22 protein-coding genes are annotated in these 12,827 nt (G+C 55.4%); all 22 read right to left on the bottom strand.

The window, feature by feature from the left end; translation table 11 throughout:
• Nucleotides 1–62 precede the first annotated feature (62 nt).
• Nucleotides 63–1,505, bottom strand: a complete 1,443-nt coding sequence (locus LF95_RS04565) for a DegQ family serine endoprotease (protein WP_252509656.1) — start codon at nucleotides 1,503–1,505, stop codon at nucleotides 63–65.
• A gap of 391 nt (nucleotides 1,506–1,896) precedes the next feature.
• A complete protein-coding gene (rplQ, locus tag LF95_RS04560; protein WP_073953873.1) occupies nucleotides 1,897–2,325 on the bottom strand; it encodes a 50S ribosomal protein L17 in 429 nt (142 codons plus the stop codon).
• Between the two features lie 173 nt (nucleotides 2,326–2,498).
• A complete protein-coding gene (locus LF95_RS04555; protein ID WP_073953872.1) occupies nucleotides 2,499–3,515 on the bottom strand; it encodes a DNA-directed RNA polymerase subunit alpha in 1,017 nt (338 codons plus the stop codon).
• A 118-nt stretch (nucleotides 3,516–3,633) separates the two neighbouring features.
• Nucleotides 3,634–4,026, bottom strand: a complete 393-nt coding sequence (gene rpsK / locus LF95_RS04550) for a 30S ribosomal protein S11 (protein WP_073953871.1) — start codon at nucleotides 4,024–4,026, stop codon at nucleotides 3,634–3,636.
• A gap of 15 nt (nucleotides 4,027–4,041) precedes the next feature.
• On the bottom strand, nucleotides 4,042–4,410 hold the full coding sequence (rpsM, locus tag LF95_RS04545; RefSeq protein WP_073953870.1) for a 30S ribosomal protein S13: 369 nt from the start codon (nucleotides 4,408–4,410) through the stop codon (nucleotides 4,042–4,044).
• 120 nt (nucleotides 4,411–4,530) lie between these two features.
• Nucleotides 4,531–5,175, bottom strand: coding sequence for an adenylate kinase (locus LF95_RS04540; protein WP_073953869.1), 645 nt, complete (start codon nucleotides 5,173–5,175; stop codon nucleotides 4,531–4,533).
• Nucleotides 5,176–5,207: 32 nt separating this feature from the next.
• Nucleotides 5,208–6,554 carry a preprotein translocase subunit SecY gene (secY, locus tag LF95_RS04535; RefSeq protein ID WP_073953868.1) on the bottom strand — a complete coding sequence of 449 codons (1,347 nt, stop codon included), beginning with the start codon at nucleotides 6,552–6,554 and terminating at the stop codon, nucleotides 5,208–5,210.
• A gap of 81 nt (nucleotides 6,555–6,635) precedes the next feature.
• Nucleotides 6,636–7,124 carry a 50S ribosomal protein L15 gene (rplO, locus tag LF95_RS04530; RefSeq protein ID WP_073953867.1) on the bottom strand — a complete coding sequence of 163 codons (489 nt, stop codon included), beginning with the start codon at nucleotides 7,122–7,124 and terminating at the stop codon, nucleotides 6,636–6,638.
• A gap of 28 nt (nucleotides 7,125–7,152) precedes the next feature.
• Complete coding sequence (rpmD, locus tag LF95_RS04525) at nucleotides 7,153–7,347, bottom strand: 50S ribosomal protein L30 (RefSeq protein ID WP_073953866.1); 195 nt, start codon at nucleotides 7,345–7,347, stop codon at nucleotides 7,153–7,155.
• Between the two features lie 6 nt (nucleotides 7,348–7,353).
• A complete protein-coding gene (rpsE, locus tag LF95_RS04520; protein WP_073953865.1) occupies nucleotides 7,354–7,941 on the bottom strand; it encodes a 30S ribosomal protein S5 in 588 nt (195 codons plus the stop codon).
• 11 nt (nucleotides 7,942–7,952) lie between these two features.
• On the bottom strand, nucleotides 7,953–8,300 hold the full coding sequence (gene rplR, locus LF95_RS04515; RefSeq protein ID WP_073953864.1) for a 50S ribosomal protein L18: 348 nt from the start codon (nucleotides 8,298–8,300) through the stop codon (nucleotides 7,953–7,955).
• 11 nt (nucleotides 8,301–8,311) lie between these two features.
• Nucleotides 8,312–8,845 (bottom strand): 50S ribosomal protein L6, encoded by a 534-nt coding sequence (gene rplF, locus LF95_RS04510; protein ID WP_073953863.1) that lies wholly within the window; start codon nucleotides 8,843–8,845, stop codon nucleotides 8,312–8,314.
• A gap of 14 nt (nucleotides 8,846–8,859) precedes the next feature.
• Nucleotides 8,860–9,258 (bottom strand): 30S ribosomal protein S8, encoded by a 399-nt coding sequence (gene rpsH, locus LF95_RS04505; protein ID WP_073953862.1) that lies wholly within the window; start codon nucleotides 9,256–9,258, stop codon nucleotides 8,860–8,862.
• Nucleotides 9,259–9,270: 12 nt separating this feature from the next.
• Nucleotides 9,271–9,576: a 30S ribosomal protein S14 gene (gene rpsN, locus LF95_RS04500; protein ID WP_073953861.1), complete on the bottom strand. Its 306-nt coding sequence runs from the start codon at nucleotides 9,574–9,576 to the stop codon at nucleotides 9,271–9,273.
• A gap of 13 nt (nucleotides 9,577–9,589) precedes the next feature.
• Entirely contained in the window at nucleotides 9,590–10,129 is a 540-nt protein-coding gene (rplE, locus tag LF95_RS04495; RefSeq protein ID WP_073953860.1) for a 50S ribosomal protein L5, read from the bottom strand.
• Between the two features lie 11 nt (nucleotides 10,130–10,140).
• On the bottom strand, nucleotides 10,141–10,458 hold the full coding sequence (rplX, locus tag LF95_RS04490) for a 50S ribosomal protein L24 (protein WP_073953859.1): 318 nt from the start codon (nucleotides 10,456–10,458) through the stop codon (nucleotides 10,141–10,143).
• Nucleotides 10,458–10,826, bottom strand: a complete 369-nt coding sequence (rplN, locus tag LF95_RS04485; RefSeq protein ID WP_073953858.1) for a 50S ribosomal protein L14 — start codon at nucleotides 10,824–10,826, stop codon at nucleotides 10,458–10,460. Before rplN ends, rplX begins: the two co-directional genes overlap by 1 nt.
• Before the next feature lie 34 nt (nucleotides 10,827–10,860).
• On the bottom strand, nucleotides 10,861–11,094 hold the full coding sequence (gene rpsQ / locus LF95_RS04480) for a 30S ribosomal protein S17 (RefSeq protein WP_007091498.1): 234 nt from the start codon (nucleotides 11,092–11,094) through the stop codon (nucleotides 10,861–10,863).
• Nucleotides 11,095–11,120: 26 nt separating this feature from the next.
• Entirely contained in the window at nucleotides 11,121–11,321 is a 201-nt protein-coding gene (rpmC, locus tag LF95_RS04475) for a 50S ribosomal protein L29 (protein WP_073953857.1), read from the bottom strand.
• Nucleotides 11,322–11,327: 6 nt separating this feature from the next.
• Complete coding sequence (gene rplP, locus LF95_RS04470; RefSeq protein WP_073953856.1) at nucleotides 11,328–11,747, bottom strand: 50S ribosomal protein L16; 420 nt, start codon at nucleotides 11,745–11,747, stop codon at nucleotides 11,328–11,330.
• Between the two features lie 12 nt (nucleotides 11,748–11,759).
• A complete protein-coding gene (gene rpsC, locus LF95_RS04465; protein WP_073953855.1) occupies nucleotides 11,760–12,446 on the bottom strand; it encodes a 30S ribosomal protein S3 in 687 nt (228 codons plus the stop codon).
• Entirely contained in the window at nucleotides 12,446–12,826 is a 381-nt protein-coding gene (rplV, locus tag LF95_RS04460; RefSeq protein ID WP_073953854.1) for a 50S ribosomal protein L22, read from the bottom strand. The genes rpsC and rplV overlap by 1 nt, the downstream gene beginning before the upstream one ends.
• Nucleotide 12,827: the final 1 nt, after the last annotated feature.

The raw sequence follows: 12,827 nt of genomic DNA, 5'->3' as shown, positions 1-12,827 counted from the left end.
AATTCCAGCAGACAAGCGGATATTCCGACACATAACAATGCCGGAATACCCGCATTGTTTCATCAGAGGGTATAATCCGCGGTCAGGATTTTACCATCCCGTTTTACCGCAACGGACCAGTTCCGGCCCTTTTCCCCCTTGCGCAAGACAGCGTTCAAATCGGCCACACTGCCAATGCGGGTTTTATTGACCTCGGTGATCAGATCACCCGGCTTCAAATTGGCCTGGCGCGCCAAGCTATTGGACGCAACATCCAGAACGATCACCCCGGTTGTCAACGTGTCAATGCCCAGTTCGTCGGCCAGTGCCGGGTTAACATTGGCGACCTTGGCTCCGGCAAAGGGGCTGCGGGTCTTGATCGTGGTTTCATCACGCGCCGGAACTTCCGGGGCGACTTCAAGCGGAACCGAAACATCCTGCTTGCGGCCAGCCCGGATAATCGTCAGCACCGCCTGACCCTTTGGTTCCAGCGTGGCAACACGGAAGCGCAGGCTATTGGGGTCGTCAACCTCCAGCCCGTTGACCGCAACCACAACATCGCCCGCCTTCAACCCGGCGCGGCGGGCCGGACTGTTTGGATGAATCGCATTGATCAACACGCCGCCCGGGCGCTCAAGCTCCAGCGAACGCGCCAAATCGGCGGTAACGGTTTGCCCCGACGCACCAAGCCACGGGCGACGCAAATCACCACTGATCAGCCCGCGCATCACCACCTTGACCATATTAACCGGAATGGCAAAACCAATACCGTTCGACCCGCCCGATTTGGTAAAAATCGCAGAATTTACGCCAATCAGATCGCCATTCATGTCAATCAGGGCGCCACCGGAATTTCCCGGGTTAATGGCCGCATCGGTTTGAATGAAAGACTGATAATCCTGCCCGGTCACACCGGCACGCGCCAGGGCGGAAACAATGCCGCTGGTCACGGTTTGGCCCACGCCAAACGGGTTTCCGATGGCCAGCACCAGATCCCCAACCTCAACATCATCAGAATTGCCCAGTTTCAGGGTTGGCAAAGCATCGTGAACATCCTGCAACTTCAGAACCGCAAGGTCAGTGCGTTCATCCGCGCCGACCAACTTGGCATCAAACTCGCGCCGGTCATGCAGCACCACACGAATTTCGCTGGCACCATCAATGACATGCCGATTGGTAACAATTGTGCCGTCGGACGAAACAATCACCCCGGAGCCCAGCGACCGTTCCACCCGCTGGCGCGGCGCACCAAAGGCACCGCCAAACCGGTTGCCAAAGAACTGGTTGAAAAACGGATCATTCATGAAAGGGTTGGCCGGACGCGACGTCACAACCTTTTTGGTATAGATATTAACCACCGATGGTGCTGTTTGCTTGACCAAGGGTGAAAACGACATCTTTATTTCGGCATCGCTGGTGGGTAATCGGCGCTCTGATGCAGATGCCTGATGATGAAGCCCCCCAACCAGCACCGTCATCCCCATTGACAGTGCCAGTAAGAACATTCCGATCTTTTTTGCCTGCACGTTTCTCTCTTCCATGCTTGAGATGGGTGGGTTTCACCCCGCGATGCCGATTTTACCGGTTAAATGCACTGCAAGACAGCATGTTTGTTGGCCGAGACGTCACACATGCAAAACAGGTAGGGTGCGAACGACAGAACCGGAAAGGCGGGAACGGATGATGAAAACCCCTGGGACCCTTCAGATTTAGGACCAAATGCCCGCCCCTGCAACCATTGTCCTGTCTGTTATTCACCAACCGGGTGGTAAAGAAGAACAGAACAAGCCTGTGCCTGCGAGCGCATCGCACAAAGCACGGCGCACGGCCCTCTGCCCCGCTATCCCGGCAGAAGCCATAAAAAAACGGGCGGTGCCAAGGCACCACCCGCTCGTTTCTTTGGCCAAGGCGTTGGACTTATTCGTCCGAACCTTCAGCTTCGCCCTCTGCTTCGAGGCGGGCGCGGTCAGCCGCACCTTTTGCTTCCGGGTCACGATCGACGAGTTCGATCAGTGCAACCGGAGCAGCATCGCCGTAACGGAAGCCAGCTTTAAGAACGCGGGTGTAACCACCATTGCGTTCCTTGTAGCGTTCAGCAACAGCGCCGAACAGCTTGGCAACAGCCGCTTCGTCACGCAGGGTCGAAAGAGCCTGACGGCGTGCATGCAGGTCGCCCCGCTTGCCCAGCGTAATCAGTTTTTCGACATACGGGCGAAGATCTTTGGCCTTCGGAAGAGTCGTCTTGATCTGTTCGTGAGTGATCAACGAAACAGCCATGTTGGCAAACATTGCCTTACGATGGGACTTCGTCCGATTGAGTTTACGGCCTTGCATACCGTGACGCATGGGTACTCTCCTTCTGGCTTGGCTTCGCGCGCGAAACCGATTGTGAAACCGTAACGCCACCCTGAAAACAGGTCATGCACGTACGGTGTGGGCAACTCTGCCCGGTAGGGTTATTCACCCTGTGCTGGACCGCAGAACGCGTTCCATATCGACCCGCAGGCCGAAGCCCCGTCTTAGAACGGGTCTTCGAACTTGCGTGCCAGATCTTCGATATTTTCGGGCGGCCAACCGCCAACTTCCATCCCGAGATGCAGACCCATCTGAGCCAGAACATCCTTGATTTCGTTGAGCGATTTACGGCCGAAGTTCGGCGTACGAAGCATTTCTGCCTCGGACTTCTGAACCAGATCACCGATATAAATGATGTTGTCGTTCTTCAGGCAGTTTGCCGAACGAACAGACAGTTCAAGTTCATCAACCTTACGCAGCAGGTTTTTGTTGAACGGCAGTTCGTCTTCTTTCTTCTCTTCGACAACCGCTTCAGGTTCTTCGAAGTTCACGAACAGCGACAACTGGTCCTGCAGAATGCGCGCAGCAAGGGCAACCGAGTCTTCCGGCGTTACCGAACCGTTGGTTTCAACGGTAATCGACAGTTTGTCAAAATCGGTATCCTGGCCAACACGGGTATTTTCAACCTTGTAAGCGACCTTGCGGATCGGGCTGAAAATCGCATCGATCGGAATAAGGCCAATCGGCGCATCGGCAGAGCGGTGCGCAGTCGCAGCAACATAGCCCTTGCCGTTTTCAACGGTGAATTCGATATTGAGCGTCGCGCCATCATCAAGGTGGCACAGCTCAAGACCCGGATTGAGGATTTCGATATCCGCACCGGTTTCGATCTGACCTGCGGTGACGGCACCGGGGCCAGTCGCCTTCAGGGTCATTTTCTTCGGACCTTCGGCGTGCATACGCACACCCAGGGTCTTGATGTTCAGGATGATGTCGGTAACATCTTCCCGGACCCCGGGAATCGACGAGAATTCGTGTAAAACGCCATCGATCTGGATTGCAGTCACTGCCGAACCCTGGAGTGACGACAGCAGAATGCGACGCAGCGCGTTGCCCAGGGTCTGACCAAAACCGCGCTCCAGCGGTTCAGCCACGATCGTACCGACGCGGCTGGCGTCTGTACCCGGGGTAACATCAAGCTTCGTCGGCTTAATCAGTTCCTGCCAGTTCTTCTGAATCACGAGACCCACCTTCGCAACTGGAGCCTAGGGTAATGTGGGGTGAGATACACCCCAACGAGAAACGCGAACAGGCCCGGTCTCCCGGGCCTATACGCGGGTCGTCCGCAGATCGGCGCGATTAGACGCGACGACGCTTGCGCGGACGGCAACCATTGTGCGGAATCGGCGTTACGTCTTTGATCGACGTAACGGTGAAACCGACTGCCTGCAAGGCGCGCAAAGCCGATTCGCGCCCTGAACCCGGGCCCTTGACTTCGACTTCAAGCGTTTTCATGCCGTGTTCAGCAGCTTTCTTCCCCGCATCTTCTGCAGCAATCTGTGCTGCATAAGGCGTGGATTTACGCGAACCACGGAAACCCATGCCACCAGCGGTCGACCAGGCAATGGTATTGCCCTGAACGTCGGTGATGGTGATCATGGTGTTGTTGAACGTTGCATTCACATGCGCAATGCCGTTCGTAATATTCTTACGCTCGCGGCGACGCACACGAGTCTGAGGTGCTTTTGCCATTGTCGTTCCCCTACCTTACTTCTTCTTGCCAGCAATCGGCTTAGCCGGGCCCTTACGGGTGCGGGCATTGGTGTGGGTACGCTGACCGCGCACCGGGAGACCACGACGATGACGCAGGCCACGGTAGCAGCCCAGATCCATCAGACGTTTGATGTTCATTGCGGTTTCACGACGCAGGTCACCTTCAACGACGTAATCGGCGTCGATGACTTCGCGAACACGAAGAACCTGATCGTCACTCAGCTGGTGAACGCGAGTCTGCGCTTCGATACCAACTTTCGAGCAAATTTCTTTAGCTTTCGCCGGACCAATACCGGTGATGTAGGTAAGCGCAATCTCGACGCGCTTCGCGGTCGGGATATTTACGCCAGCAATACGAGCCACTGTGTGAGACTCCTGTTTCCTGTTAACAAACCCTACGGCAGATCCTTTGGGACCAATCGCAGATGCAAAGCGGGCCAGCAAGAGCTAACCCGCAAAGCAAAACACGACCAGCCCGGGAAATTACCCCAGGATGGCTTCAATCTCGCGCGTAACTTCGTCGATTTCAGCCATGCCGTCAACTGTTTTCAGCTTACCTTCCTTCTCATAGTAAGGAATGATAGGTGCTGTCTGCCTGTGATAGGCCTCCAGTCGCGACGTAACCGTTTCGGCGTTGTCGTCTGCGCGACGCTTAAATTCGGTGCTGCCACATGCGTCACAAACACCTTCAACCTTGGGCTTCTGGAATTCGTCGTGATATCCCTGTCCGCATCTGGCACAGGTATAACGGCCAACAATACGGCGCACAAGGGCGGCATCATCAACACGCAATTCAATCACGTAATCCAGAACAAGGCCTTTTTGTTCCAGCATCTCGTCCAGGGCTTGTGCCTGGGCCGTGGTGCGTGGAAAACCGTCCAGGATAAAACCACCCTTGGTATCATCCTGGTCGAGACGTTCGGAAATCAGACCAATCATCAGATCGTCAGAGACGAGATTTCCCGCATCCATGACTTTCTGGGCCTGCTTTCCAAGTTCGGTCCCGGCGGCAACTGCGGCACGCAGCATGTCGCCGGTAGAAAGCTGTATCATCCCGCGACCCGTTTCAAGCCGCTTGGCCTGGGTCCCTTTGCCGGCACCGGGCGGGCCAAGAAGGATAATGTTCATCGTTACCCCCTGATAGTCGCGCGGCACCTGTCTTAACGGCGGCGTCCGCGCAGTTTCGATTTCTTGATCAGGCCTTCATACTGATGGGCCAGCATGTGTGACTGAATCTGTGCAACAGTATCCATCGTTACCGTGACAACGATCAGCAGGCTAGTCCCACCAAAGTAGAATGGCACCGACCATTCCGCGATCAACAATTCTGGCAGAATACACACAAAAGCCAGATACGCGGCACCCAAAACCGTCAGGCGGGTCAGAATAAAGTCAAGATGCGCAGCGGTATTCTTGCCGGGCCGAATGCCGGGAATAAAGCCGCCATGCTTCTTCAGATTGTCCGCAGTGTCATCCGGGTTAAAGACAACAGCCGTATAGAAGAACGAGAAAAACACGATCAGGGCGATATACAGCGCGATGTAAAGCGGCTGACCACGCCCCAGAACAGCCGTCACACTCGTCAGCCATGCAGGGGCATCCGTCCCTGCCGTAAACTGCGCGACAGACAGCGGCATCAGCAACAAAGAGCTGGCAAAGATCGGCGGGATCACACCGGCAGTGTTGATCTTGAGCGGCAGATGAGAGCTCTGCCCTTCCATCACCTTCATGCCGACCTGGCGTTTCGGATACTGAATAAGCACCCGGCGCTGTGCGCGTTCCATGAAGACGATAAAGGCAATCACTGCAACCGCCATGACAATGATGGCAACGATCACCAGGGCGGAAAGCGCGCCGGTACGGCCCAGTTCCAGCGTGCCGGCAATGGCACGCGGCAGGTTGGCAACAATACCGGTGAAGATGATCAGGGAAATACCGTTACCGATACCGCGCTGGGTGACTTGCTCGCCCAGCCACATCAGAAACATGGTACCGCCAACCAGCGTCACGACAGCGATCAGACGGAAGAACATACCCGGTTCATGAACCGCAGCTCCCATCGAGCCTGACATGCTTTCAAGGCCAACGGCAATGCCCCAGGCCTGAACCGTTGCAATCACAACCGTCAGATAGCGGGTATATTGATTAATCTTTTTACGACCCTGCTCGCCCTCTTTTTTATACTGCTCAAGAGTGGGCGAAACGGTGGTCATCAACTGAATAATAATTGAAGCCGAGATGTAGGGCATGATGTTCAGAGCAAAGATCGTCATGCGGCTTAATGCGCCACCTGCGAACATGTCGAACATGCCAAGGACACCACCCGCATTCTGCCGGAAAATATCCGCAAGAATGGACGGATCCACGCCAGGAACGGGAATATAGGTTCCCAGACGATAAACAATAAGCGCCCCCAAAGTGAACCAGATACGCTTTTTAAGCTCAGTCGCCTTGGAAAAAGACGACCAGTTCAGGTTCGCGGCAAGCTGCTCGGCGGCCGATGCCATGCACTCATCTCCCAATACACTAAAACCGGAGGGTCCGGGCCCATGCAAGATGGAACCGGACCCTCACGTCGTTACAGAGGCTTACTCTGCGGTTTCTGCTTCGGCCGCAGCCGGAGCCAGAACCGTTACCGAGCCACCGGCTTTCTCGACGGCTTCAATAGCCGACTTGGAAGCACCGGTGATTTCGATGGCGAGTTTCGCCTTGAGTTCGCCCTTAGCGAGCAGACGCAGACCGTCTTTCTGAGGACGGGCCAGGCCTTTTTCCACCAGGAGAGCGATGGTGACATTTGCACCTTCTTCAAGAACACCGTTATCAACGGCAGTCTGAAGGGTACCCAGGTTCACAACGCCATATTCCTTGCGGAACGGGTTTTTAAAGCCACGCTTAGGAAGGCGGCGATAAATCGGCATCTGCCCGCCTTCAAAACCGTAAATCGCTACGCCGGAACGGGACTTCTGACCCTTCTGACCTGCGCCAGAAGTTTTGCCTTTGCCCGAACCAATGCCGCGACCAACACGGGTACGCGCTTTGCGGGCACCCGGGTTATCAGCAAGTTCGTTGAGTTTCATCAATCAACACCTTTTCGATCTGGGCCAATCAGGCCTCGTCCACACGGACGAGGTGCTTGACCTTGGCGATCATTCCGCGAACAGCCGGAGTATCTTCCAGCTCACGAGTCCGGTGCATCTTGTTGAGACCAAGACCGACCAGCGTTGCACGCTGGTCTGCCGGACGTCCAATCGGCGACCCGGTCTGGGTAACACGAACGGTCGCTTTTTTGCTAGCAGCCATATCGAATTACTCCTTTTCGAGGGCGGCAGAAGCAGCGTTAGCTGCTGCAGAACCGCTGTCGCGACGGGCAACGATATCGCCAACCTTCAGACCGCGCTTGGCCGCTACCTGACGCGGGGAAGCGCCATTGACCAGAGCGTCGAGGGTTGCACGGATGACGTTGTGCGGGTTGTTGGACCCGGTGCACTTGGCAACCACGTCCTGAACACCCATCGTTTCAAACACTGCGCGCATTGCACCACCGGCAATAATACCGGTACCGGCCGGAGCCGAACGAAGGAGAACGCGACCTGCACCGAAATGACCATTGATGTCATGATGCAGGGTACGACCTTCGCGCAACGGAACGCGGATCATGTTGCGCTTGGCTGCTTCGGTGGCCTTGCGGATTGCTTCGGGAACTTCACGGGCTTTACCCGTGCCGTAACCGACGCGACCGCGCTGATCACCAACAACAACCATTGCGGAGAAAGCAAAGCGACGACCGCCTTTGACCACTTTCGCGACGCGGTTGATACCAACCAGCTTGTCGACGAGTTCGGTCTCTTCACGGTTTTTCGGCGCCTGCTGCGGCTGATTTTGATTACGTGCCATGGTCGTGCTCCTTAGAAGTCCAGACCGCCCTCACGGGCGGCATCGGCCAGAGCTTTCACCCGGCCATGGAACAAATACCCGCCACGATCGAAAACGACCGTTTTTACACCAGCGGCAACAGCACGTTCGGCAATGGCTTTACCGACAAGCGCAGCAGCTTCGGCGTTACCGCCCTTCGCACCATTCTCTGCCGACGAAGCCGAGGCAATGGTTTTGCCAGCGAGATCGTCGATGATCTGAGCATAGATATGTGCGTTGGAACGGTGCACGCTGAGGCGCGGGCGACCGGCCGCTTTCTGGCGGATCGCAAAACGAACGCGGCGTTTGCGACGTTCGAAAAGTTTTCTCGCGTTGTTCATCGTGCCAGTCCTTACTTCTTCTTGCCTTCTTTGCGCAAGATATACTCGCCTTCGTAACGGACACCCTTGCCTTTGTAAGGCTCCGGACCGCGCCAGCCGCGGGCATTTGCCGCAAACTGACCAACGAGCTGTTTATCTGCGCCAGAAATGGCGATAAGGGTCGGCTTTTCAGCAACGACGGAAAGACCGGACGGAATGTCCATTTCTACGTCATGTGAAAAACCAAGCTGCAGAACCAGTTTATTTCCCTGGACCTGGGCACGGTAACCAACACCGGTGATTTCGAGCTTCTTGGTGAAACCTTCCGAAACACCAGCCACCAGATTGGCGATGTTGGCACGGGTGGTTCCCCAAAGCGCGCGAGCGCGCTTGCTGTCATTGTTCGGTTTTACCCAGATCTGGTTATCTTCCTGGGTAACGGTTACGTCCGAGGTCAGGTTCAGGCTAAGCTCACCGAGCTTGCCCTTTGCACTGATTGCTGCTTCGGTCAGGTTGATGGACACGCCGTTAGGCACGGCCACCGGATTTTTTCCTACTCGCGACATCGTTGGCCCTCTCCTTAGAATACCTTGCAGAGGATTTCGCCGCCGACATTTTGCTCGCGAGCTTCCTGATCCGAAAGAACACCCTTCGGAGTAGAAAGAACTGCGATACCGAGTCCGTTATATACCTTCGGAAGATCTTTGATCTTCGAATATACACGACGGCCCGGGGTCGAGACGCGGTCGATCTGCTTGATTACGCCAGTGCCCTCAAAATATTTGAGTTCAATGGCAATCTCGCTGACGCCCTTGCGAATTTCACTGACAGAATAGCCACGAATAAAACCTTCGCGCTGGAGCACGTCCAGAACGCCAAGACGCAGCTTGGAAGCCGGCGAGACAACGCTGGACTTGCCAACGCGCTGACCGTTACGGATACGCGTGAGCATATCGCCTACGGGATCAGTCATAGACATGTGATGTCCTCCTTACCAGCTGGACTTCACCATGCCCGGAATCTGACCACGCGAAGCAAGTTCACGCAGGGCGATACGGGACAGGCGGAATTTACGATAGACCCCACGCGGGCGACCGGAAACCGCGCAGCGAATACGCTGACGGTTCCGTGCCGAATTGCGCGGCAGCTGGGCAAGTTTCATCACAGCTACAACACGATCTTCAAAAGAAGTCTCGCGATCGGCGATGATCGATTTCAGGGCAGCACGCTTTTTGGCATACTGCTTTGCCAGACGCTCACGTTTAAGTTCGCGCTGAACAGCACTTTTCTTGGCCATTGGCCAACCTCCGTTAGTTTCCGAACGGAAGATCAAAACCCTTGAGAAGGGCCAGAGCTTCGTTGTCGGACTTAGCCGTGGTACAAATGATAATGTCCATCCCGCGGACCGAATCGACTTTGTCATATTCGACTTCAGGAAAAACAAACTGCTCCTTGAGGCCCATGGCAAAGTTGCCACGACCGTCGAAGGATTTCTTGTTCAGACCGCGGAAGTCACGAACGCGCGGCAGCGCGATCGTCACCAGACGATCCAAAAATTCAAACATGCGGTCGCGACGCAGGGTCACTTTACAACCGATGTTCATGCCTTCACGCAGCTTGAAAGCCGCAACGGACTTTTTCGCCTTGGTGAAAACAGGCTTCTGACCGGTGATGGCTGCGAGGTCCGCAGCTGCACCTTCCAGCTTTTTGCGATCCTGGGTGGCGTCACCGACACCCATATTGATCACGATTTTTTCGAGGCGCGGAATCTCCATAACATTCTCGTAAGAGAATTCTTTCTGGAGTGCATCACGCACCACTGAGTTATAATGTTCGCGCAGGCGCGTCATTTTTCCGTCCCTCAGTTGTCGATGACTTCGCCGCTGAGCTTCGCAACGCGAACCTTGCGACCATCATCGAGGGTCTTGAAACCGACGCGGGTCGGCTTGTTTTCCTTAGGATCAACAATCGCGACGTTGGAAACGTTGATTTTCGCTTCCTTCTCGACGATGCCACCGGTTTCGGCGCCAGACGCACGCTGGTGACGTTTCACCATGTTTACGCCCTGAACCAGAACCTTATTTTCGGCAGGGAAAGCGGCGATAACATCGCCGGTTTTACCCTTGTCTTTGCCCGTCAGAACAATAACGCGATCACCCTTTTTAATTTTGGCAGCCATTACAGCACCTCCGGAGCGAGCGAAATGATCTTCATGTAACCTTTAGAACGAAGTTCACGGGTTACCGGGCCGAAAATACGTGTACCGATCGGCTCGCCATTGTTGTTGATCAACACGGCAGCGTTACGGTCGAAACGGATCGCAGACCCGTCAGAGCGGCGAATTTCCTTTGCGGTCCGAACGATAACAGCCTTGTGAACTGCACCCTTCTTAACACGACCGCGCGGGATGGCTTCCTTGACGGAAACCACGATAACATCACCAACATTGGCGGTTTTACGCTTCGAGCCGCCCAGCACCTTGATGCACTGGACACGGCGAGCGCCGCTGTTGTCGGCGACGTCCAGATTGGACTGCATCTGGATCATGGGTTTACCCCTTGACTATAATTGGGCTGAGGACTCACTCCTCGACCACTACTTCCCAAGACTTCAGTTTCGAGATCGGCCGGCATTCGCGAATACGAACGACGTCACCCGTCTTGAAGCGGTTCTCTTCATCATGCGCGTGGAATTTCTTCGACTTGCGCACGTACTTTTTATACAGCGGGTGCATGACCTGGCGTTCCACACGGACCACCACAGTCTTGTCGTTTTTGGTCGAAACGACTGTCCCCTGCAATACACGCCTCGGCATGTGTCTTAACTCCTATGCGTGTCCTGTTAGGCCGCGCTCGCACCCTTCTCGTTTCCGAGAAGGGTTTTGATGCGGGCAATATCACGACGGACCTGACGGACCCGCGCAGTATTTTCGAACTGCCCGGTCGCCTGCTGGAACCGCATGTTAAACGACTCCTTACGCAGGTCGAGCAGCATTTCCTTAAGCTCATCGGCGCTTTTAGCGCGGAGATCAGCAACTTTCATCACCAATTACTCCCCTTCACCAAGACGCGTGACAAACTTGGTCTTGATCGGCAGCTTAGCCGAAGCGAGCTCGAAAGCCCGACGCGCAAGATCCAGCGGAACACCGTCAAGTTCAAACATAATCCGGCCGGGTTTGACGCGGGCTGCCCAATATTCGACAGAACCCTTACCTTTACCCTGACGAACCTCAGCAGGCTTTTGCGAAACCGGTAGATCCGGAAAAACGCGGATCCACACCCGACCTTGACGGCGGATGTGACGGGTGATCGCGCGGCGTGCCGCTTCGATCTGACGCGCCGTTATACGCTCCGGTTCCAACGCTTTCAAGCCATAAGCGCCGAAATTAAGATCCGTACCGCCTTTTGCTTCACCTTTAAGGCGTCCCTTGTGGGCTTTACGGAACTTTGTGCGTTTCGGAGAAAGCATCTTTCTATCTCCTTACTTACGGCCCGAACCAGCCGACTCGAGCGCACGACGCTCGGAAGCCAACGGATCATGAGCCATGATTTCGCCTTTGAAGATCCAGACCTTCAGACCGCAAACACCATAGGTGGTGTGTGCTTCTGCAGTGCCGTAATCGATATCCGCACGCAGAGTGTGCAGCGGAACCCGACCTTCACGATACCATTCGGTACGAGCAATTTCAGCCCCACCGAGGCGCCCTGCAGCGTTGATCCGAACCCCACCCGCGCCAAGGCGCATGGCATTCTGAACCGACCGCTTCATCGCGCGACGGAAGGAAACGCGGCGCTCAAGCTGCTGGGCAATATTGTCAGCGACCAGCTTGGCATCGATTTCCGGCTTGCGGATTTCGATGATGTTAACCTGCACTTCGGCATTTGCCAGCTTCTGCAGGTCATTCTTGAGCTTCTCGATGTCCTGGCCCTTCTTGCCGATCACAACACCCGGACGGGCGCTGTGGATCGAAATACGGGCTTTCTTCGCAGGACGTTCGATAACCACCTTGGCAACACCTGCTTGTTTCAGGCGCTCCATGATGAATTTGCGGATTGCCAGGTCTTCGTGAAGAAGACCGGCAAAATCAGCCTTGTTGGCGTACCAGCGGGAATCCCAGGTACGGTTGATGCCAACGCGCAGGCCGATCGGATTAACTTTCTGACCCATTATTCGGCCCCCTCACGTTCGCAAACAACGATGCGGATGTTGGAGAACGGCTTAATGATCTTGCCAACGCGGCCACGCGCACGGGCACGCCAGCGTTTCATCACAAATGCCTTACCAACAGTCGCTTCCTTGACGTACAGACGGTCAACGTCAAGCTGATGGTTGTTTTCGGCGTTAGCAATCGCCGACTCCAACAACTTCTTGACGTCATTCGAAATACGCTTGTTGGAGAAGGTCAGTTCTGCCAAAGCAGTTTCGGCCTTCTTGCCACGAATCGACTCGGCGACGAGGTTGAGCTTACGCGGGGAAATGCGTACTGCCCGGAGCGAAGCCGCAGCCTCGTTATCCGCCAGCCGACGGATGTCAGCTTTCTTACCCATC

Source organism: Thalassospira sp. TSL5-1 (assembly GCF_001907695.1).
GTDB lineage: Bacteria > Pseudomonadota > Alphaproteobacteria > Rhodospirillales > Thalassospiraceae > Thalassospira.
This window is presented reverse-complemented; position numbering and strand designations above follow the sequence as displayed.

What these genes read in the sequence shown, in the direction of transcription:
- rplP (WP_073953856.1), bottom strand. Translation starts at nt 11,747, where the DNA reads ATGCTTTCTCCGAAACGCACAAAGTTCCGTAAAGCCCACAAGGGACGC.
- rplQ (WP_073953873.1), bottom strand. Translation starts at nt 2,325, where the DNA reads ATGCGTCACGGTATGCAAGGCCGTAAACTCAATCGGACGAAGTCCCAT.
- rpsH (WP_073953862.1), bottom strand. Translation starts at nt 9,258, where the DNA reads ATGTCTATGACTGATCCCGTAGGCGATATGCTCACGCGTATCCGTAAC.
- rplO (WP_073953867.1), bottom strand. Translation starts at nt 7,124, where the DNA reads ATGAAACTCAACGAACTTGCTGATAACCCGGGTGCCCGCAAAGCGCGT.
- rplF (WP_073953863.1), bottom strand. Translation starts at nt 8,845, where the DNA reads ATGTCGCGAGTAGGAAAAAATCCGGTGGCCGTGCCTAACGGCGTGTCC.
- secY (WP_073953868.1), bottom strand. Translation starts at nt 6,554, where the DNA reads ATGGCATCGGCCGCCGAGCAGCTTGCCGCGAACCTGAACTGGTCGTCT.
- rplN (WP_073953858.1), bottom strand. Translation starts at nt 10,826, where the DNA reads ATGATCCAGATGCAGTCCAATCTGGACGTCGCCGACAACAGCGGCGCT.
- rpsE (WP_073953865.1), bottom strand. Translation starts at nt 7,941, where the DNA reads ATGGCACGTAATCAAAATCAGCCGCAGCAGGCGCCGAAAAACCGTGAA.
- rpsQ (WP_007091498.1), bottom strand. Translation starts at nt 11,094, where the DNA reads ATGCCGAGGCGTGTATTGCAGGGGACAGTCGTTTCGACCAAAAACGAC.
- rplV (WP_073953854.1), bottom strand. Translation starts at nt 12,826, where the DNA reads ATGGGTAAGAAAGCTGACATCCGTCGGCTGGCGGATAACGAGGCTGCG.
- rpmD (WP_073953866.1), bottom strand. Translation starts at nt 7,347, where the DNA reads ATGGCTGCTAGCAAAAAAGCGACCGTTCGTGTTACCCAGACCGGGTCG.
- rplX (WP_073953859.1), bottom strand. Translation starts at nt 10,458, where the DNA reads ATGGCTGCCAAAATTAAAAAGGGTGATCGCGTTATTGTTCTGACGGGC.
- rpmC (WP_073953857.1), bottom strand. Translation starts at nt 11,321, where the DNA reads ATGAAAGTTGCTGATCTCCGCGCTAAAAGCGCCGATGAGCTTAAGGAA.
- rpsC (WP_073953855.1), bottom strand. Translation starts at nt 12,446, where the DNA reads ATGGGTCAGAAAGTTAATCCGATCGGCCTGCGCGTTGGCATCAACCGT.
- rpsN (WP_073953861.1), bottom strand. Translation starts at nt 9,576, where the DNA reads ATGGCCAAGAAAAGTGCTGTTCAGCGCGAACTTAAACGTGAGCGTCTG.
- rpsK (WP_073953871.1), bottom strand. Translation starts at nt 4,026, where the DNA reads ATGGCAAAAGCACCTCAGACTCGTGTGCGTCGCCGCGAGCGTAAGAAT.
- rplE (WP_073953860.1), bottom strand. Translation starts at nt 10,129, where the DNA reads ATGACGCGCCTGCGCGAACATTATAACTCAGTGGTGCGTGATGCACTC.
- rplR (WP_073953864.1), bottom strand. Translation starts at nt 8,300, where the DNA reads ATGAACAACGCGAGAAAACTTTTCGAACGTCGCAAACGCCGCGTTCGT.
- LF95_RS04540 (WP_073953869.1), bottom strand. Translation starts at nt 5,175, where the DNA reads ATGAACATTATCCTTCTTGGCCCGCCCGGTGCCGGCAAAGGGACCCAG.